Here is an 18,641-nt window from a genome sequence, read left to right as displayed (position 1 = left end):
GCCCGGGACGGGTGTGACGGCGCGGTCCGCCGGCTCCGCGCGTCCCCGCTCGTACGCCCGGACGGGTGACCCTGCCAGGTACCTTGGCTGGCGATGTCCGAGACCCGTGCACCCTCCAAGATCGGCACGCTGGCCAAGCTCGCGGCGACCATCGTGGTCGCCGGCGCGCTGGTGGCGGGCATGATGCTGCCCTTCGTCGGCGGCAGCGGGCTGGTGGCCCGCAACTCCGCCTCGCTGCTGGACGCCCTCCCGGTGGAGCTCACCGACCAGACCCCGAACGGCAACACGCGGGTGCTGGCCGCCGACGGCACGGTCATCACGAACTTCTACGAGAACAACCGCACCCCGGTGACCGCCGACCAGATCGCGCCGATCATGAAGCAGGCGCTGGTCGACATCGAGGACAGCCGGTTCTACGAGCACAACGGCCTGGACGTGCAGGGCACGCTGCGCGCGCTGGTCACCAACGTGGCCGCCGGCAGCGTCGAGGAGGGTGGGTCGACGCTGACCCAGCAGCTGGTCAAGCAGACCCTGCTGCAGACCGCCGACACCCCCGAGGAGCGGATCGCGGCCACCGAGCAGGACGGCATCGACGGCGTGAGCCGCAAGCTGCGCGAGGCCCGGCTGGCCCTGGCCCTGGAGGAGACCTACTCCAAGGACGAGATCCTCACCCGCTACCTCAACATCGCCTACTTCGGCGCCGGCGCCTACGGCATCCAGGCCGCCTCCCAGCGCTACTTCTCGGTGAACGCGTCCGACCTCGACCTGGCCCAGGCGTCGGTGCTGGCAGGGCTGGTGCAGAGCCCGACCAATGACGACCCGCTGGCCAACCCGGAGAACGCGCAGGCCCGTCGTGACCAGGTGCTCAACCGGATGCACACCCTGGGCCACATCAGCGACCAGGAGCTGGCCGACACCCTGGCCCAGCCGGTGGTGACCGCCGAGGGCCAGCCCCCGGCCCGCAACTGCGTCGGCGCCTCGATCGGCGGGTTCTTCTGCTCCTACCTGCTCAGCTACCTCACCGGCACGCTGAACATGACGCAGCAGCAGATCGAGAACGGCGGCTACACGATCCAGACCACGCTGCGCACCGACATCCAGGCCTCCGGGGACCAGGCGGTGCTCAACACCCTGCCGATGGGCGACTCGCTGGCCGGCATCTTCACCGCGGTGGAGCCGGGCACCGGCCACGTGCTGGCGATGAGCGTGAACCGGCAGTACTGCTCCGACCCGGCCAACCCGGCGTGCGAGTCCGTGGTGCTCAACACCGCGGCCAGCCAGGGGTCGGGGTCGACCTACAAGGTGTTCACCGCGGTCGCCGCGCTGGAGCAGGGCTTCTCGCAGTACTACACGATCACCACCAGCGACCCGTACTTCTCCCGGGTCTACAAGGGCGGGTGCACCGCGACGGGCAACCGCAACCCGTCCTCGCCCTACTGCGTGGAGAACGCCGGCCGTTACCCGGCCACCCTGGACATGGACGGCGCCCTGGTGCGCTCCTCCAACACCTACTTCCTGGCGCTGGAGGACGCGCTGGGCAGCGTCGAGGGTCCGGTCCGCGCCGCGCAGCGGATGGGGCTGACCTCCCTGAACCGCAACGCCGACCAGATCATCGCCGAGAACCGGGGTTCGTTCACCCTGGGCGCCGAGGCCACCAGCCCGCTGGCCCTGGCCAGCGCCTACTCGACGATGGCCGCCAGCGGCACGCAGTGCGACCCCACCCCGGTCACCTCGATCGTCGACGGTGCCGGGAACCCCGCCACGCTGGCGGACGGCACGGTCATCAACACCGGGAACTCCTGCAACCCGAACGCCATCCCGCCGGGCGTGGCGAACACGATGAACCAGATCCTCATCGGCGACGTGCAGAGCTCCATCGGCACCGGCACCCGGGCCAACGTGCCCGGCCACCAGATCGCCGGCAAGACCGGTACGTCGCAGGGCAACTTCTCCGCGGCCTTCGTGGGCTACACCCCCGAGTACACCGCCAGCGTCATGGTGCTCAACCCGAAGGAGAACCAGAACGTCGGCGGGTTCGGCGGCAACAAGCCGGCCACGATCTGGCACGACGCGATGGCGCCGATCCTCAATGCCCAGGAGACCGCGCCGTTCCCGCCGGCCGACGTCGCCGTGCAGAACGGCAACACCCGGCAGGTGCCAGGCTGCAGCTCGGTCAGCGACTGCCGGTCGGCCATCACCGGCGCCGGGCTCAGCTACGGCGGCCAGGTGGGCGTGGACTCCGACCAGCCCGCCGGCACGGTGCTCGGCACGAGCCCGGCCGCGGGGACCCGGGTGCAGCAGGGCGGCTCGGTGCAGGTCCAGGTCAGCAACGGCCCCGCCGCGGCTCCCCCGGCACCCACCGACGGCCAGCCGGCCGACCCGAACGCCCCCGACACCGACGGGGACGGCCAACCCGGCTGAGACGCGGCGTGGGCCGGTCGACCACCAGGTCGACCGGCCCTCGCCGCGTCCGGGTCGGGGCGTCCGCGGGTCAGGCGGACAGCTGCCGGCGCACCTCCGCGGCCACCCGGCCACCCTCGGCGCGACCGGCCACCTGCGCGTTCGCCCGGCCCATGACCTTGCCCATGTCGCCCATCCCGCTCGCCCCGGTGGCGGTGACCACCTCGGCGACCAGGGCGGACAGGTCCTCGTCGGACAGCTGCGCGGGCAGGTAGGCCGCGACCACGTCGCCCTCGGCCTGCTCCCGGGCGGCCTGCTCGCTGCGCCCGGCGCCGGCGAATGCCTCCGCGGCCTCGCGGCGCTTCTTGGCCTCGCGCCGCAGCACCGCCTGCACCTCGTCGTCGGAGAGCTCGCGGGCCTCCTTGCCGGCCACCTCCTCGGCGCTGACCGCGGCCAGCACCATGCGCAGGGTGGCGGTGGTCAGCTCGTCGCGGGCCTTCATGGCCGTGGTGAGGTCGTCGCGGAGCTTGCTCTTGAGGTCGGGCACGACGACCAGCGTCCCACGGGCCGCCAACCGGGTTGTGCCTAAGCTCCCCGCGTGCGCCCCGCCCTCGCCGTCCCCGCCGCCCTGGTCGGCGCCGGTGCCGCCACCGTCGGCTACGCCAGCCTGGTCGAGCGGGTGCACTGGACCCTGCGCCGGTTCACCGTGCCGGTGCTGCCGGCCGGGCAGCGCCCGCTGACCGTGCTGCACCTGTCCGACCTGCACATGACCGCCGCGCAGACCGCCAAGCGCGACTGGGTGGCGGCGCTGGAGAGCCTGCAGCCCGACCTCGTGGTCAACACCGGCGACAACCTGGCCGGGCACGACACCGTGCCGATCGTGCTCGCCGCCCAGGACCCGCTGCTGGACCGGCCCGGCCTGTTCTGCCTGGCCAGCAACGACTACTTCGCGCCCCGCCCGAAGAACCCGCTGAAGTACTTCAGGACCGACCACAAGCGGGTGCACGGCGACGAGCTGCCCTGGCCCGACCTGCGCGACGGCATGGTCGCCCGCGGCTGGGCCGACGTCACCAACGGGACGGCGACCGTGGTCGTCGACGGGCGCACCATCGCCGTCCGGGGCGTGGACGACCCGCACCTGCAGCGCGACGACTACGACGCCGTCGCGGGGCCGACGGACCCCGGCGCCGACCTGCGGCTGGGCCTGGTGCACTCCCCCGAGCCCCGGGTGCTCGACCGGTTCGCCGCCGACGGCCACGACCTGGTGCTCTCCGGGCACACCCACGGCGGGCAGCTGCGGGTGCCCTTCTACGGCGCGCTGGTGACCAACTGCGGGATCCCCCGCGACAAGGCCCGCTGGCTGCACCGCTGGACCGACCGCACGTGGCTGCACGTGTCCGCCGGCCTCGGCACCAGCCCGTACGCGCCCTACCGGTTCTGCTGCCCGCCCGAGGCCACGCTGCTCACCCTGGTCGCCCGGGACACCCCCGTCGGGTCGCCGCAGCCGGTGGGCTAGGCTTCACGACGGCTCTCGGGGTGTGGCGCAGCTTGGTAGCGCGCGTCGTTCGGGACGACGAGGCCGCAGGTTCAAATCCTGTCACCCCGACCACCACGGAGGCCCGCCCCACGCGCTGGGGCGGGCCTCCGTCAGCTGTGCCATGATCGCCTGCCATGCCCCGCTACGAACGCACCGACGTCGCGCGCTCACGGGAAGGCAGTGCCGCCGAGCGGCTGACCGCCGCCGCCGCCCGGGCGCACGCCGTCGACGACCTGGGTGCCTTCCTCGCCGTCGTCGACCCCGAGCGGGCCGACCTCGAACCGGCAGCCGAGGGGCCGCTGGCCGGCATCCCGATCGCGGTCAAGGACAACGTGGACGTCGCCGACCTGCCCACCAGCGGCGGGACGCCGGCCCTGCACGGGGTCCGCCCCGGCCGGGACCACCACGCCGTCGCGCAGCTGCGCGCCGCCGGCGCCACCGTCGTCGGCAAGACCAACCTGCACGAGCTGGCCTTCGGCATCACCAGCAACAACGCCGCCTACGGACCGGTCCGCAACCCGCACGACCCCACCCGCTCGGCGGGCGGCTCCTCCGGCGGGTCGGCCGTCGCCGTGGCCACCGGCGTCGTCCCGGTGGCGCTGGGCACCGACACCGGCGGGTCGATGCGGGTGCCCGCCGCGCACTGCGGCGTCGTCGGCTACCGGCCCACGGTCGGCCGCTGGGGCGGGCTGGACGGCGTCGTCGGCCTGTCGGGCACGCGGGACACAGTCGGTGCCCTGGCCGGCACCGTGGCCGACGTCGTGCTGCTGGACCAGGTCGTGTCCGGTGCGGCGCCGGCGACCGTGCCGCACGCCCGGGTGCTGCGCCTGGGCGTGCCGCTGCCCGGGTTCTTCGACGGCCTGGCCGCGGACGTCGCCGAGGCGGTCGGCCGGGCGCTGGACACCCTCGCCGACGCCGGGGTGGAGCTGGTGGAGGTCGACGTGGCCGGCGCGCACGAGCTCGACGCCCGCTGCGGGTTCCCGATCGTCTTCCACGAGGTGCTGCGCACCCTGCCCGCCTACCTCGGCTCGCTGCCCTCGGGGCCGTCCTTCGACGAGCTGGTCGCCGGCGTCGTCAGCCCCGACGTGCGCGGCGCGCTGGAGCACGCGATCGCCGACCCGGTGCCGGGCTCGGTCTACGCCGAGTGCCTGCAGCTGCGCGAGGAGCTGCGGTCGGCCTACGCGACCGCCCACGAGCTGGACGGCGGCGGCCGGCTGGACGCGCTGGTCTACCCCACCGTGCCGCTGACCGCCCCGCCGCTGGGCGACGACGACACCACCGACCTGGACGGCGCCCAGGTGCCGGTCTTCGGCACCACGATCCAGAACACCGGGCCCGGCTCCACCGCCGGGATGCCCGCGGTGTCCCTGCCCTGCGGCACCGGGGCCGGCGGGCTGCCGGTCGGGTTGTCGCTGGAGACCCTGCCCGGCGAGGACGCCGCCCTGCTGGCCGTCGCCCGCCGGGTGGAGCAGCTGCTGTCCTGAAGGGCACACCGCGCCGACGCGCGCAGCCGGTGCACAGGCCCCACGCTGGCGGCTGATGTCCGAATGGTTGCTCCTGCTCGCCGCGGTGGCGCTCACCGTCCTCACCGGGTTCTTCGTCGCCGCCGAGTTCTCCTTCACCACGGTCGACCGCGGCCAGGCGCAGGAGGCCGCCGACGAGGGCCGGCGCGGCGCGGGCGGCGTCGTCGAGGCGCTCACGGGCCTGTCCACCCAGCTCTCGGCGGCCCAGCTGGGCATCACGCTGACCACCCTGGTGGTCGGCTACCTGGCCGAACCGGCGATCGGCGGGCTGGTCGACGGGCCGCTGGAGGCGCTCGGCCTGCCGCCGGCCGGGGCCACCACCGTCGCCGTCGTCCTGGGCATCACCCTGGCCACCACGCTGCAGATGCTCATCGGCGAGCTCGGCCCGAAGAACCTGGCCATCGCCAGCCCGCTGGCCGTGGCCTCGGTCGTCGCCCCCGGCATGCGGGCCTTCACCGCCGTCTTCGGCGTGGTCGTGCGCGCCGTCCAGCGGCTGGCGAACGCGATCGTGCGCCGGCTGGGCTTCGAGCCCCGCGAGGAGCTGGACGACGCCCGGGGCGCCGGTGAGCTCACCGCGGTCGCCCGGCGCAGCGCCGAGGAGGGCGACCTGTCCCCCACCGCAGCGCGGTTGCTGGACCGCTCGCTGGGCCTGCGCGACAAGTACGCCACCGACGTGATGACCCCGCGCACCCGGTTGGTGACCCTGGCCGAGGGCGCCACCGCCCAGCAGGTCATCGACGCCGCCGTCGCCAGCGGGGCCAGCCGGTTCCCCGTCTGGCACGCCGACCTGGACGACGTCACCGGGCTGGTGCACGTCAAGCAGGCCGTCGCCGTCCCCGAGGCCGAGCGCGGCACGGTCACCGCCGGCGACCTGGCCCGCCCGGTGCTCGCGGTGCCCAGCTCGCTGCACCTGGACCCGCTGCTGGACCTGCTCCGCGAGGAGGGCATGCAGCTGGCCCTGGTCGTCGACGAGTGGGGCGCCACGCACGGCGTCGTCACCCTGGAGGACATCGTGGAGGAGCTGGTCGGGGAGATCACCGACGAGACCGACCGGCCGCTGCGCCAGCTGCGCCGCCGCGGCGAGGGGTGGGAGATCTCGGGCCTGCTGCGCCCCGACGAGGTCCGCGAGCGCACCGGCGTCCCCGTCCCCGAGGGCCGCTACGAGACCGTCGCCGGCTTCGTGGCCGCCCGGCTGGCCCGGCTGCCGGCCGAGGGCGACACCGTCGACGTGGACGGCCACCGGCTCACCGTCACCGCGTTGGAGGGACGGCGGGTCGCCGGACTGCGCGCCGAGCCCCTCCCGAGCGCCTCAGGGGTCCCGGCCCGCGAGCACGAGGTGGCCCAGGCGTGAACGACGTCCTCGCCCTGGCGATCCTGGTCGCCCTGCTGCTCGGCAACGCCTTCTTCGTCGCCGCCGAGTTCGCCCTCGTCTCCGCCCGCGTGGACCAGATCGAGCCCCGCGCCGAGGCCGGCTCGGCCCGGGCGGCGAAGACGCTGGCCGCGATGCGCAACGTGTCGCAGATGATGGCCGGCGCCCAGCTGGGCATCACGCTGTGCTCGCTGGGCCTGGGCGCGGTCGGCGAGCCCGCCGTCGCGCACCTGATCGAGGTGCCGCTGGAGTCCGCCGGCGTCCCCGAGGGCCTGCTGCACCCGATCGCGCTGGTGGTCGCGCTCAGCCTGGTCACCGTGCTGCACATGGTGCTCGGCGAGATGGTGCCCAAGAACATCACCATCGCCGGCCCCGACCGGGCGGCCATCGCGCTCGGGCCGCCCATGGCGAAGGTCGTCACCGTGCTCAAGCCGCTGATCTGGTTCTTCAACACCGCGGCCAACGGCTTCGTCCGGCTGTTCGGGGTCACCCCCACCGACGAGGTCGCGGCCAGCTTCGACAGCGACGAGATCCGGTCGATGATCACCCAGTCCCGCAGCCAGGGCCTGCTCGGCGACGAGGTGTCCTCCCTCGCCGAGGGCGCGCTGTCCTTCGACGCCCACGACGCCCGCTCGGTGCTGCTGCCCGCCGACGACCTGGTCACGGTGCCGCGGGAGGTCACCCCCCGGGAGCTGGAGGGGGTGGTGGCCGAGCACGGGTTCAGCCGGTACCCGGTCTGCGGGCCCGACGGCGGGTGGCTGGGGTACGTGCACGTCAAGGACGTGCTGGGGGCGGCGGAGCGGGACCGCCCCATCCCCGACGACGCCGTCGACGAGTTCGTCGAGCTGGCCCCGGACCAGCCGTTGCCGGAGGTGCTGCAGCAGATGCGCCGTGCCGGTGTGCACCTGGGCCGGGTGGTGGCAGGCGAGGAGGTGCTCGGCGTCGTGGCCCTCGAGGACGTGCTCGAGCAGCTGATCGGCGACGTCCGCGACGCCTCCGTGCAGACCGCCGCCGGCGCGCGGTGAAGGATGGGGGCGTGCTCCCCCCCGACGTGACCGCCCGCTGGCAGGCCCGCTTCCGCGCTCCCCGGGTGTCGTTGCCCGACTGGGCCGAGGAGGCCCCGCAGCGCTGCCTGTTCGCCTCCGACGTCAGCGGCGTGGTCGAGCAGTACACCTGGGACCGCGACACCGGCGAGCAGCGGCAGGTCACCGACCGGCCCAACGGCACGCTGGCGGCCACGCTGAGCCCCGACGGGGAGACGGTGTGGTGGTTCGCCGACACCGACGGCGACGAGTTCGGCGTGTGGCGCACCCAGCCCTTCGGTGGCGGCGAGGACGTCGTCGCCGTCCCCGAGGTGGAGCCCGCCTACCCCGCGGGCCTGGAGATCGGCCGGTCCCTGGTGGCCATCGGCCGCTCCACCGACGACGGCAGCGAGCTGTGGCTGGTGCCCCGCGACGGCACCCCGCGGGTGTTCTACCGGACGCCGGACACCGCATCGGTCGACGCGCTGTCCCGGGACGAGGACCGCCTGGTGCTCTCCCACTCCGAGCACGGCGACCCCCGCTACCCCGCCCTGCGGGTCCTGGACGTGGCGCGCATCCCCGAGGGCCACGCGCAGGCCGAGCCCGACAGCCCCTGGGTGGTCGCCGAGAAGTGGGACGGCGAGGAGCTCGGCCTGCACGCGCTCGGCTTCTCCCCGGTACCGGGCGACCTGCGGCTGCTGGTCGGCCACGAGCGCCGCGGCCGGGAGGAGCTGCTGGTCTGGGACCTGGCCGCCGACACCGAGACCGAGCTGGTGCTCGACCTGCCCGGCGACGTCACCGCGGGCTGGTACCCCGACGGCTCGGCGCTGCTGGTCGGCCACGACCACGCCGCCCGCAGCGAGCTGTACCGCTACGAGCTGGCCACCGGTGAGCTGACGAAGCTGGACACCCCGCCCGGCGTCGTCCGCGGCGCGACGGCCCGGCCCGACGGCACCGTGGAGCTGGCCTGGTCCTCCTCGCAGCGCCCGCCGGTGATCCGCCGGGCCGACGGCCCGGTCGTGCTGGCCGCCCCCGGCGACGAGCCGCCGGCCGGCTACCCGGTCGAGGACCGCTGGGTGCCCGGCCCCGGCGGCGACGTGCACGCCCTGCTGGTCCGCCCGGCCGGCGAGGGGCCCTTCGCCACCGCGTTCCTGGTGCACGGCGGCCCCGAGTCCGCCGACGACGACTCCTACCGCGCGCGGCGGGCCGCCTACGTCGACGCCGGCTACGCGGTGGTGCACGTGAACTACCGGGGCTCGTCGGGCTACGGCTCGGCCTGGCGCGACGCGCTCACCGGCCGGCCCGGCCTCACCGAGCTCGAGGACGTCGCCGCCGTGCAGGACGCCCTCGTCGCCGAGGGCGTCGTCGACCCGGCGCGCTGCATCCTCTCCGGCGGGTCGTGGGGCGGGTTCCTCACCCTGCTGGGCCTGGGCACCCAGCCCGACCGCTGGGCCGCGGGCATCGCCGAGGTCCCGGTCGCGGACTACCTGGCCGCCTACGAGGACGAGATGGAGGGCCTGCGCGCCTACGACCGCGCGCTGTTCGGCGGCTCCCCGGACGACGTGCCCGAGGTCTACCGGCGCTCCTCCCCGCTGACCTACGTCGACGAGGTCAGCGCGCCCGTGCTGGTGGTCGCCGGCGCCAACGACCCCCGCTGCCCGATCCGGCAGATCGACAACTACCTGGCGGCCCTGGCCGAGCGGGGGAAGCAGCACGAGGTGTACCGGTTCGACGCCGGCCACGGCTCGCTGGTGGTCGAGGAGACGATCCGTCAGGTGGAGACGGCACTGGACTTCGCGCTGCGGCACGTCACCCCGTGACGGCGCGCTCGCGGGGTCGGGTGGGGAGCGCGACGAGCAGGACCAGCGCGAGCCAGACGTAGGCGTTCTCGACGAGCAGGGTGATCGGGCCCAGCCCGCGCAGCGGTGCGTCGGGGCCGTTGGCCCACCAGTTGACGCCCAGCGCCAGCACGGCACCCACGGCGACCGCACCGCGGGTGGCCGACCGGCCACCGCGGACCACCAGCAGCAGCCCGGCCACGGTCAGCGGCCACAGGTGGTGGGTCCAGGAGATCGGGCTCACCAGACCGCCGGCGATGCCCGCCAGGGTGAACCCGGCGAGGTCGTCCCCGGCGCGGAACGCCTGCAGCCCCCGGACCAGGGCGACCGCCAGGACGGCGGCGGCCAGCGCCGCCCACAGCGCGTGCGGCGGGTGCGCCGCGCCGCCGTGGATGCGGCTGAGCAGGCCCAGCAGCGACTGGTTGTCGGTGATGTCGACCTTGCCGACGCGGTCGGTCTCCCACAGCGCCTGCGTCCAGAACCGCACCGACGCGGCGGGCACGAGGACCAGGGTGAGCAGCGTCGCCCCCGCCGCGGTGCCGGCCGCGACCAGCAGCGCCCGGTGCCGCCGGGTGATCAGCAGGTACAGCAGCAGGACGGCGGGGGTGAGCTTGATCGCCACGGCCAGCCCGATGCCGACACCGGCCCACCGCGCACCCCGGCGCAGCGCCGCGACGTCGGCCAGCACCAGCGCGGCCAGGAACAGGTTGACCTGACCGAACGCCATCGACTGCCGCACCGGCTCGCTGAGCAGCACCAGCGGCAGTGCGGTACCCAGCACGGCCCAGGCTGGCCACGGGGTGCGGCGCAGCAGTGGGTGGAGCACCCAGGCCGTGCCGGCGGCGACCAGCAGCCCCGACGCGACCAGGTTCAGCGCGACGGCGGTCTGCAGGCTGACCGAGGTCATCGGCAGCATGAGCAGCGCGGCGAAGGGCGGGTAGGTGAAGCCGTAGGGCGTGCCGGGCTTGAGGTAGTCGTACAGCTCGGACGTCGACAGGCCGGCCTTGCGCCAGCTGCCCACCGCGCCGTCGTAGACCGAGAGGTCGAACCAGTCGTGCTGGGCGTTCTGCACGAGGTGGGTGAAGACCAGCAGCGACCCGAGCGCGGAGGCGGCCACCACCCCGGCCAGCCGCCAGTCCGCCGGCCGGTCGGGCCGGGTGCCGGCCCGGGACAGCTGGCCGGTCACGGCCGGGCGGCGATCAGCTCCGCGATCTGCACCGTGTTCAGTGCCGCGCCCTTGCGCAGGTTGTCGTTGGACACGAACAGCGCCAGCCCGTCGGGGCCGTCCTGCCGGATGCGGCCGACGTAGGAGGGGTCGGTGCCGGCGGCCTGCAGCGGGGTGGGGACGTCGACCAGCTCCACCCCGGGTGCGCCGGCCAGCAGCTCGCGGGCGCGCGCGACCGACAGCGGCCGGGCGAACTCGACGTTCAGCGACAGCGAGTGGCCGGTGAAGACCGGGACGCGCACGCAGGTGCCCGAGACCCGCAGGTCGGGGATGTGCAGGATCTTGCGGCTCTCGTTGCGGAGCTTCTGCTCCTCGTCGGTCTCGAAGGAGCCGTCGTCGACGACCGACCCCGCCATCGGCAGCACGTTGAACGCGATCGGCGCGACGTACTTCTCGGGCGCGGGGAACTGCAGCGCCTGCCCGTCGTAGGCCAGCGCGTCGGCCTTGTCGGCCACGGCCTGCACCTGGCCGTGCAGCTCCCGGACGCCGGCCACGCCCGAGCCCGACACCGCCTGGTAGGTGCTGGCCACGATGCGGGTCAGCCCTGCCTCCTCGTGCAGCGGCTTGAGCACCGGCATCGCGGCCATCGTCGTGCAGTTGGGGTTGGCGATGATCCGGCCGGGCGCGTCGCCGGTCAACGCCAGCTCGACGTCGTCGGGGTTGACCTCGCTGCAGACCAGCGGGATGGCCGGGTCCTTGCGGAAGGCCGAGCTGTTGTCGATGACCACCACACCGGCGGCGGCGAACCGGGGCGCCTGGGCCCGGGAGGTGGTGGCGCCGGCGGAGAAGAGGGCGACGTCCAGGCCGGTGGGGTCGGCGGTGGCGGCGTCCTCGACGACCACCTCGCCGTCCCCCCAGGGCAGCCGGGTGCCGGCCGAGCGGGCGGAGGCGAAGAACCGCACGTTGGCGGCGGGGAAGCCGCGCTCGGCGAGGATCTGCCGCATCGCGACGCCGACCTGCCCGGTCGCGCCGACGACGCCGACGTGCAGCTCCCTCATCGCCCGGTCCCCCCGTAGACGACGGCCTGGACGTCGGAGCCGAGCTCGAAGGCGTCGTGCACCGCGCGGACGGCGAGGTCCAGGTCGCTGTCACGGCAGACCACCGAGATGCGGATCTCGGAGGTGCTGATCAGCTCCAGGTTGACCCCGGCGTCGGCCAGCGCGCCGAAGAACCTGGCCGACACGCCCGGGTGCGAGCGCATGCCGGCGCCGACGAGGGAGACCTTGCCGATGTGCTGGTCGAACTCGACGTGGTCGAAGCCGACGGTGTGCTTGACCTTCTCCAGCGCGGCCAGCGCGGTGGGCCCGTCGGCCTTGGGCAGGGTGAAGGAGATGTCGGCGAGCTTGGAGGCCGCGCCGGACACGTTCTGCACGATCATGTCGATGTTGATCTCGGCGTCGGCGATGACCCGGAACAGCGCCGCGGCCTCGCCCGGCCGGTCCGGGACGCCGTAGACGGTGATCTTGCCTTCGCTGCGGTCGTGCGCGACGCCGGAGATGATCGCCTGTTCCACCGTGAGGTCCTCCATCGAGCCGGTCACCGTGGTGCCGGGGAGCTGGGAGTAGGAGCTGCGGACGTGCACCGGGATGCCGTAGCGGCGGGCGTACTCGACGCACCGCAGCATGAGGACCTTCGCCCCGCAGGCGGCGAGCTCCAGCATCTCCTCGTAGGTGACGGTGTCCAGCCGCCGGGCGTTGGGGACGATCCGCGGGTCGGCGGTGAAGACGCCGTCCACGTCGGTGTAGATCTCGCAGACGTCGGCCTGCAGGGCGGCGGCGACGGCCACGGCGGTGGTGTCCGACCCGCCGCGGCCCAGGGTGGTGATGTCCTTGGTGTCCTGGCTGACGCCCTGGAAGCCGGCGACGATGACGATCGAGCCCTCGTCGAGGGCGGAGCGCAGCCGGCCCGGGGTGACGTCGATGATGCGGGCCTTGCCGTGGCTGGAGGTGGTGATCACCCCGGCCTGGGACCCGGTGAAGGACCGTGCCTGGTAGCCGTGCACGGAGATGGCGATGGCCAGCAGCGCCATGGAGATGCGCTCGCCGGCGGTGAGCAGCATGTCCAGCTCGCGACCGGGCGGGTCGGCGGTGATCTGCTCGGCCTGGTCGAGCAGGTCGTCGGTGGTGTCGCCCATCGCGGAGACGACGACCACGACGTCGTGGCCGTTCTTCTTGGCCTGGACGACCCGCTCGGCGACGCGCTTGACTCGCTCGGCGTTGGCGACGGACGAACCGCCGTACTTCTGCACGACCAGGGCCACGGGGGCTGAGACTACCGGCGCGACCAGCGGCGACGGGCGACTGGTGGTCTGATCACCGGTGTGCCCGAACCCGAGGACGACGTCACCGACTGGCTGCTGACCACCTCCGAACGGGACAACCCCGCCACCGACCTGCCGGCGTGGACCGCGGGCAACGTGGCCGAGCCGCTGGTCCACGGAGTCGCCTACTTCGACCGCCTGGTCGACGCCGTCCGCGACCTCGGGGCCGGTGACCACCTGTTCTTCACCGACTGGCGAGGCGACCCGGACCAGAAGCTGCGCCCGGACGGGCCCACGGTCGACGAGCTGTTCTCCGACGCGGCGCGTCGCGGGGTGTGCGTGCGCGGGCTGGTGTGGCGCTCGCACTGGGACGCGCTGAGCTTCTCCAAGGAGCAGAACGCGTCGCTGGACCGGGAGCTGGAGGAGGACGGGGCGGTCGTCATCCGCGACCAGCGGGTGCGGCGGCTGGGCAGCCACCACCAGAAGCTGGTCGTCTGCCGGCACCCGGACGACCCCGCGCGGGACGTGGCCTTCGCCGGCGGCATCGACCTGGGGCACACCCGCCGGGACGACGCCGAGCACCGCGGCGACCCCCAGCCGCAGGACATGTCCAGCGCCTACGGGGACACCCCCGCCTGGCACGACGTCCAGCTGCAGCTGCGCGGACCGGTCGTCGGCGTGCTCGACGACTGCTTCCGCGAGCGGTGGGACGACCCGACCAGCCCGGCGTCGGAGAACCCGGTCGCGTGGGTGCACGACAAGGTCGAGCAGTGGCTGGGGCGCAACCAGATGGATCCCACACCGCTGCCCGACCAGCCCCCACCGCCCCCGCCGTGCGGCCCGCACGTGGTGCAGACCCTGCGCACCTACCCGAAGGTGTGGCCGGCGTTCGACTTCGCCCCCGAGGGCGAGCGCTCCATCGCCCGCGGTTACACCAAGGCGCTGACCCGGGCCCGTCGGCTGGTCTACCTGGAGGACCAGTACCTGTGGTCCCGCCCGGTGGCCGCCCATCTGGCCGCCTCGCTGCGCAGGCACCCCGGCCTGCAGCTGGTCGCGGTGGTGCCGCGGGTGCCCGACCAGGAGGGCGCCTTCTCCGAGCGGCCCCAGCAGCTGGGCCAGTCGGAGGCGATGACCCTGCTGCAGGAGGCGGCCCCCGGACGGGTGCACGTGTTCGACATCGAGAACCACGCGGGGACGCCGGTCTACGTGCACGCCAAGGTCTGCGTGGTCGACGACGTCTGGGCCGAGGTCGGCAGCGACAACATGAACCGCCGCTCCTGGAGCCACGACAGCGAGCTGTCCAACGCGGTGCTCGACCCGACGCGGGACGAGCGGGAGCCGCGTGACCCCGCCGGGCTCGGCGACGGCGCCCGGACGCTGGCCCGCGACCTCCGGTTGCAGCTGGCCCGCGAGCACCTGGACGCCGACGACGACACCGGTCTGGTCGACCCCGACGAGTTCGTGGCGGCCTGCGTCGCCTCGGCGGAGGCGCTGGACGCCTGGCACGTCGGCGGCCGGGTGGGCCCGCGTCCGCCGGGCCGGCTCCGGGTGCACCGGCGTCCGGAGTTGACCCGCCTCGAGCGGCTGTGGGCGACGCCGCTGTACCGGCTGGTGCACGACCCGGACGGCCGCCCCCTGCGCCTCCGCCTGCGCCGCAGCTTCTGATCACCCCCGTCGGCCCCGAGGGCCGGCGGACATGTCCTCCCCCTCGATGTCGTGCCCTGCCCACCCCCCGGGAGCAGGGCACGACGTCCCTGCCCACCTCACGTGCGCAGCGCCCCCTTGCCCACCGGGGGTGGGCAGCGCCCCCTTGCCCACCGGGGGTGGGCAGGGCACGACATCGATGGGGAGGACATGTCCGCCGGCTCCCGCATCCCCGCCGATCCACAGGGCGGCGACCCATCCACACATCCGCCGGGGGGCTGGCGCCCGCCCGTCGCGCGCGCGACGGTGCGGGGATGAGCCAGGCTGCGCGAGACCACGAGTCCGAGGAGTTCGACCTCTCGGGCACCGTGCGCCGCATCCGCCGGACCGCCCGCCTCTCCCAGCGCGAGCTCGCCCTGGCCGTGGGGCTCTCGAAGTCGACCGTCGCCCAGGCCGAGGCGGGTCGACGAGGCCTCCCGGCCGACGCGCTCGCCGCGCTCGCGACCGTCGCCGGGCTCCGCCTGGCGCTCGTCGACGGCGACGGCACCGTGGTGCCCCCCATGCGCGACGTGGCCGCCCGCGACGGCGGAGGTCGCCGGTACCCGGCTCACTGCGACGTCCGGCACGCCGACGAGGGGTGGTGGTACTTGCCGCACCGGGCCACCCGCCCGGTGCCGTGGTTCACCTTCGACCTGGACCGCTCGGAGCCGCTGACCGACGACGACCACCCGGTGCAGGTGCCCGAGGACGACCCCCGCTGGCGCGCCGAGCAGCGACGGGTCGCGAGCCTGACAGCGTGGGCCGCACGGCAGCAGCAGCTCCGGGAGGACTACCTGCGCCGACTCGCGGCCGGCGAGGTGGAACCCCCCGTGGAGGACCCCTGCACCTGCCCGCCCGGCTGCGAGGAACTGCTCCTCGGGGACGACGCCGCAGGCCAGGCCGACCCGCACGTCCCCGACTGCCCGTGCCGGTGCGACATCCACTGACACCGGCGCTGCTACGGTGACCCCGTGCGCGGCAGCCTCCTGCTTATCAGCCGCGGCGAGGCCCTCTCCTAGGTCGGCCCCCTCGCCGCGGTGTCCGCGCGTGCTCCCAGGGAGTCCTCGCCGCTGACCGCCACACCACGGCACCCAGGAGAGCCACCAGCCATGAGCACCCACCCGCACGCCCGCAACGCCCAGCAGCCCTCGGCGATGCCGATCGGCAAGTACGCGCCGTTCGCCGCGGTCCCGCTGCCCGACCGCACCTGGCCGGAGAAGGTCACCACCACCGCCCCCCGCTGGTGCGCGGTCGACCTGCGCGACGGCAACCAGGCGCTGATCGACCCGATGACCCCCGACCGCAAGCGGCGCATGTTCGAGCTGCTGGTGCAGATGGGCTACAAGGAGATCGAGGTCGGGTTCCCCGCGGCCAGCCAGACCGACTACGACTTCGTCCGGCAGCTGATCGACGAGGACCTGATCCCCGGCGACGTGACCATCCAGGTGCTCACCCAGGCCCGCGACGAGCTGATCGAGCGCACCTTCGAGTCCCTGGCCGGCGCGAAGCAGGCCATCGTCCACCTGTACAACTCGACCTCCACCCTGCAGCGCCGCGTCGTGTTCAACTCCGACAAGGCCGGCATCGTCGACATCGCCGTCCACGGCGCGCAGCTGGTGCGCAAGCTGGCCGAGGGCATGGACGGCACCGAGATCCGCTACGAGTACTCCCCCGAGTCCTTCACCGGCACCGAGCTGGAGTTCGCCGTCGAGATCTGCGACGCCGTCACCGACGTCTGGGAGCCCACCCCCGAGAACCCGGTGATCCTGAACCTGCCGGCCACCGTCGAGATGGCCGAGCCGTCGGTCTACGCCGACCAGATCGAGTGGATGCACCGCCACCTGGGCCGGCGCGACTCCGTCGTCCTGTCCCTGCACCCGCACAACGACCGGGGGACGGCGGTCGCGGCCGCCGAGCTGGGCTACCGGGCCGGGGCCGACCGCATCGAGGGTTGCCTGTTCGGCAACGGCGAGCGCACCGGCAACGTCGACCTGGTCACCCTGGGCCTGAACCTGTTCAGCCAGGGCATCGACCCGCAGATCGACTTCTCCGACATCGACGAGATCCGCCGCACGGTCGAGTACTGCAACCAGATCGGCGTGCACGAACGTCACCCCTACGGCGGCGACCTGGTCTACACCGCCTTCTCCGGCTCCCACCAGGACGCCATCAACAAGGGCTTCGCGGTGATGAGGGCCGACGCCGCGGCCGCCGGGGTCGGCGTCGACGACATCCCGTGGGCCGTGCCGTACCTGCCGATCGACCCGAAGGACGTCGGCCGCAGCTACGAGGCCGTGATCCGGGTGAACAGCCAGTCCGGCAAGGGCGGCGTCGCCTACATCATGAAGACCGAGAACCAGCTGGACCTGCCGCGTCGGCTGCAGATCGAGTTCTCCGCCGTCGTCCAGCGGCACACCGAGGACGAGGGTGGCGAGGTCACCGCCGAGCAGATGTGGGCGGCATTCTCCTCGGAGTACCTGCCCGACCCGCACGCCCCCTGGGGCCGGCTGTCGCTGACCGGGCACCAGCACACCGCCGACGGCTCGGGCACCGACCAGATGACCGTCGAGCTCGTCGACGACGGCGTACCGGTGACCCTGACCGGCCGCGGCAACGGCCCGATCGCGGCGTTCGTGGACGCGCTGGGGGCCCTGGACGTCGACGTGCGGGTGCTGGACTACGCCGAGCACGCGCTGTCCTCCGGCGGCGACGCCAAGGCTGCGGCCTACGTCGAGTGCGCCGTGGGCGAGCGGGTGCTGTGGGGCGTGGGCATCGACCCCAACATCGTCAGCGCGTCGCTGCGCGCGGTCGTGAGCGCCGTCAACCGCGCCCTGCGGTAGCCCCCGGGGCCCGTTCACCCGGCCGGGTGAACGGGCCGTGCTCCTGGCGTGCCGGTTTGACACCGATCGAACAGATGTTCGATCCTTGGTCGGTGACCGTCCTGCCGCCCGAGCTCGCCGAGCGGCTGGCGGCCGCCCGGTCGGCGGCCGCGCGGGCCGACCGGCGGTTCGGCACCACCACCGCGCGGCGGGCCCTGGAGACGCTGCCGGCCCTGGCCGCGCTGCTGCCCGGCGGCGCGCTGCACACCGGGTCGGTCTACTCCGTGCAGGGGTCGGTCGCGCTGGCCACCGCGCTGCTGGCCGGACCGTCGGCGGCCGGTGACTGGTGCGGCGTGGTCGGGCTGCCCGGGTTCGGCGCCGAGGCCGCGGCGGGCATGGGCGTCGACCTGTCCCGCACCGTGCTGGTCCCCGACCCGGGTGCCGAACCGGTGGCCGTCGTCGACGCCCTGGTCGGCGCGCTGACCGTGGTGCTGGTCGGGCCCGTCGGCCGGGTCGGCGGGGCCGCGGTCGAGCGGCTCACCGCCCGGCTGCGCCAGCGCGGCACCGCGCTCGTGGCGTGCACCCCCCTCGGCGCCCCCGGCTGGCCGCAGAGCACCGCCGAGCTCGCCGTCACCGGCAGCGACTGGCAGGGCCTGGGCGACGGTCACGGCCACCTGACCGGGCGGGTCGCCGAGGTCGTGGTGCAGTCCCGGCGGTCGGCCCGGCCGCAGCGGTCCCGGCTGTGGCTGCCCGACCACGAGGGCCGGGTCACCCCGGTCACCGGGCCGGTCGCGCAGGTCGTCCGGGCCGCCGGGGCCGATGAGCTCACCGGCGGTGCCGAACTGCCAGGCCAGCACCACGACGGTCGCCGCGGCGGCGACCCGTAGCGCGAGCAGCGGGGTCGCCGTGCCCGGCCGCGTGACGGTCCGCTCAGTCATCGGAGCCGTGCCCGCCGGAGCCCGAGT

Annotated in this window: 14 protein-coding genes and 1 tRNA gene; 11 read left to right on the top strand and 4 right to left on the bottom strand. The window is 74.2% G+C overall.

Going from position 1 to position 18,641, the window contains the following annotated elements; all coding sequences use genetic code 11:
• Positions 1 to 93 precede the first annotated feature (93 nt).
• Positions 94 to 2,421 carry a transglycosylase domain-containing protein gene (locus NH342_RS10730; protein ID WP_253014643.1) on the top strand — a complete coding sequence of 776 codons (2,328 nt, stop codon included), beginning with the start codon at positions 94 to 96 and terminating at the stop codon, positions 2,419 to 2,421.
• A gap of 70 nt (positions 2,422 to 2,491) precedes the next feature.
• On the opposite strand, the gene NH342_RS10725 is transcribed toward NH342_RS10730, so the two are convergent.
• The gene (locus NH342_RS10725) at positions 2,492 to 2,947 is read right to left on the bottom strand and encodes a GatB/YqeY domain-containing protein (protein ID WP_253014641.1); all 456 of its coding nucleotides are present in this window, start codon (positions 2,945 to 2,947) and stop codon (positions 2,492 to 2,494) included.
• Between the two features lie 51 nt (positions 2,948 to 2,998).
• Between NH342_RS10725 and NH342_RS10720 the strand changes: the two genes are divergently transcribed.
• From NH342_RS10720 to NH342_RS10695, 6 genes are all read left to right on the top strand, one after another.
• Entirely contained in the window at positions 2,999 to 3,916 is a 918-nt protein-coding gene (locus tag NH342_RS10720; RefSeq protein WP_253014639.1) for a metallophosphoesterase, read from the top strand.
• A 16-nt stretch (positions 3,917 to 3,932) separates the two neighbouring features.
• A tRNA-Pro gene (locus NH342_RS10715) sits at positions 3,933 to 4,009 on the top strand.
• A 62-nt stretch (positions 4,010 to 4,071) separates the two neighbouring features.
• Complete coding sequence (locus NH342_RS10710) at positions 4,072 to 5,421, top strand: amidase family protein (RefSeq protein WP_253014637.1); 1,350 nt, start codon at positions 4,072 to 4,074, stop codon at positions 5,419 to 5,421.
• A gap of 55 nt (positions 5,422 to 5,476) precedes the next feature.
• Positions 5,477 to 6,811: a hemolysin family protein gene (locus NH342_RS10705; RefSeq protein ID WP_253014635.1), complete on the top strand. Its 1,335-nt coding sequence runs from the start codon at positions 5,477 to 5,479 to the stop codon at positions 6,809 to 6,811.
• The gene (locus NH342_RS10700; RefSeq protein ID WP_253014632.1) at positions 6,808 to 7,854 is read left to right on the top strand and encodes a hemolysin family protein; all 1,047 of its coding nucleotides are present in this window, start codon (positions 6,808 to 6,810) and stop codon (positions 7,852 to 7,854) included. The genes NH342_RS10705 and NH342_RS10700 overlap by 4 nt, the downstream gene beginning before the upstream one ends.
• 11 nt (positions 7,855 to 7,865) lie before the next feature.
• Positions 7,866 to 9,671, top strand: a complete 1,806-nt coding sequence (locus NH342_RS10695; RefSeq protein ID WP_253014620.1) for a prolyl oligopeptidase family serine peptidase — start codon at positions 7,866 to 7,868, stop codon at positions 9,669 to 9,671.
• On the opposite strand, the gene NH342_RS10690 is transcribed toward NH342_RS10695, so the two are convergent.
• From NH342_RS10690 to NH342_RS10680, 3 genes are read right to left on the bottom strand one after another with little or no spacing between them, the layout of a single operon-like run.
• Complete coding sequence (locus NH342_RS10690; protein ID WP_253014618.1) at positions 9,661 to 10,875, bottom strand: glycosyltransferase 87 family protein; 1,215 nt, start codon at positions 10,873 to 10,875, stop codon at positions 9,661 to 9,663. The two genes, NH342_RS10695 and NH342_RS10690, sit on opposite strands and share 11 nt — an antisense overlap.
• Positions 10,872 to 11,912: an aspartate-semialdehyde dehydrogenase gene (locus tag NH342_RS10685; RefSeq protein WP_253014616.1), complete on the bottom strand. Its 1,041-nt coding sequence runs from the start codon at positions 11,910 to 11,912 to the stop codon at positions 10,872 to 10,874. Before NH342_RS10685 ends, NH342_RS10690 begins: the two co-directional genes overlap by 4 nt.
• Complete coding sequence (locus NH342_RS10680) at positions 11,909 to 13,174, bottom strand: aspartate kinase (protein ID WP_253014614.1); 1,266 nt, start codon at positions 13,172 to 13,174, stop codon at positions 11,909 to 11,911. Before NH342_RS10680 ends, NH342_RS10685 begins: the two co-directional genes overlap by 4 nt.
• Positions 13,175 to 13,234: 60 nt before the next feature.
• Here NH342_RS10680 and NH342_RS10675 point away from each other — a divergent pair, with 60 nt between their 5' ends.
• From NH342_RS10675 to NH342_RS10660, 4 genes are all read left to right on the top strand, one after another.
• Positions 13,235 to 14,839 (top strand): phospholipase D-like domain-containing protein, encoded by a 1,605-nt coding sequence (locus NH342_RS10675; protein WP_253014611.1) that lies wholly within the window; start codon positions 13,235 to 13,237, stop codon positions 14,837 to 14,839.
• A 293-nt stretch (positions 14,840 to 15,132) separates the two neighbouring features.
• Complete coding sequence (locus tag NH342_RS10670; protein ID WP_253014609.1) at positions 15,133 to 15,804, top strand: helix-turn-helix domain-containing protein; 672 nt, start codon at positions 15,133 to 15,135, stop codon at positions 15,802 to 15,804.
• A 162-nt stretch (positions 15,805 to 15,966) separates the two neighbouring features.
• Positions 15,967 to 17,697, top strand: a complete 1,731-nt coding sequence (gene leuA, locus NH342_RS10665; RefSeq protein WP_253014607.1) for a 2-isopropylmalate synthase — start codon at positions 15,967 to 15,969, stop codon at positions 17,695 to 17,697.
• A gap of 92 nt (positions 17,698 to 17,789) precedes the next feature.
• On the top strand, positions 17,790 to 18,563 hold the full coding sequence (locus tag NH342_RS10660) for a hypothetical protein (protein ID WP_253014605.1): 774 nt from the start codon (positions 17,790 to 17,792) through the stop codon (positions 18,561 to 18,563).
• The last annotated feature ends 78 nt before the right edge of the window (positions 18,564 to 18,641 follow it).

This window comes from Klenkia sp. PcliD-1-E, from assembly GCF_024124375.1.
In the GTDB taxonomy this organism is placed as follows: Bacteria; Actinomycetota; Actinomycetes; order Mycobacteriales; family Geodermatophilaceae; genus Klenkia.
Note: the sequence above shows the minus strand (reverse complement) of the source record. Positions and strands in the feature narration are given on the sequence as shown.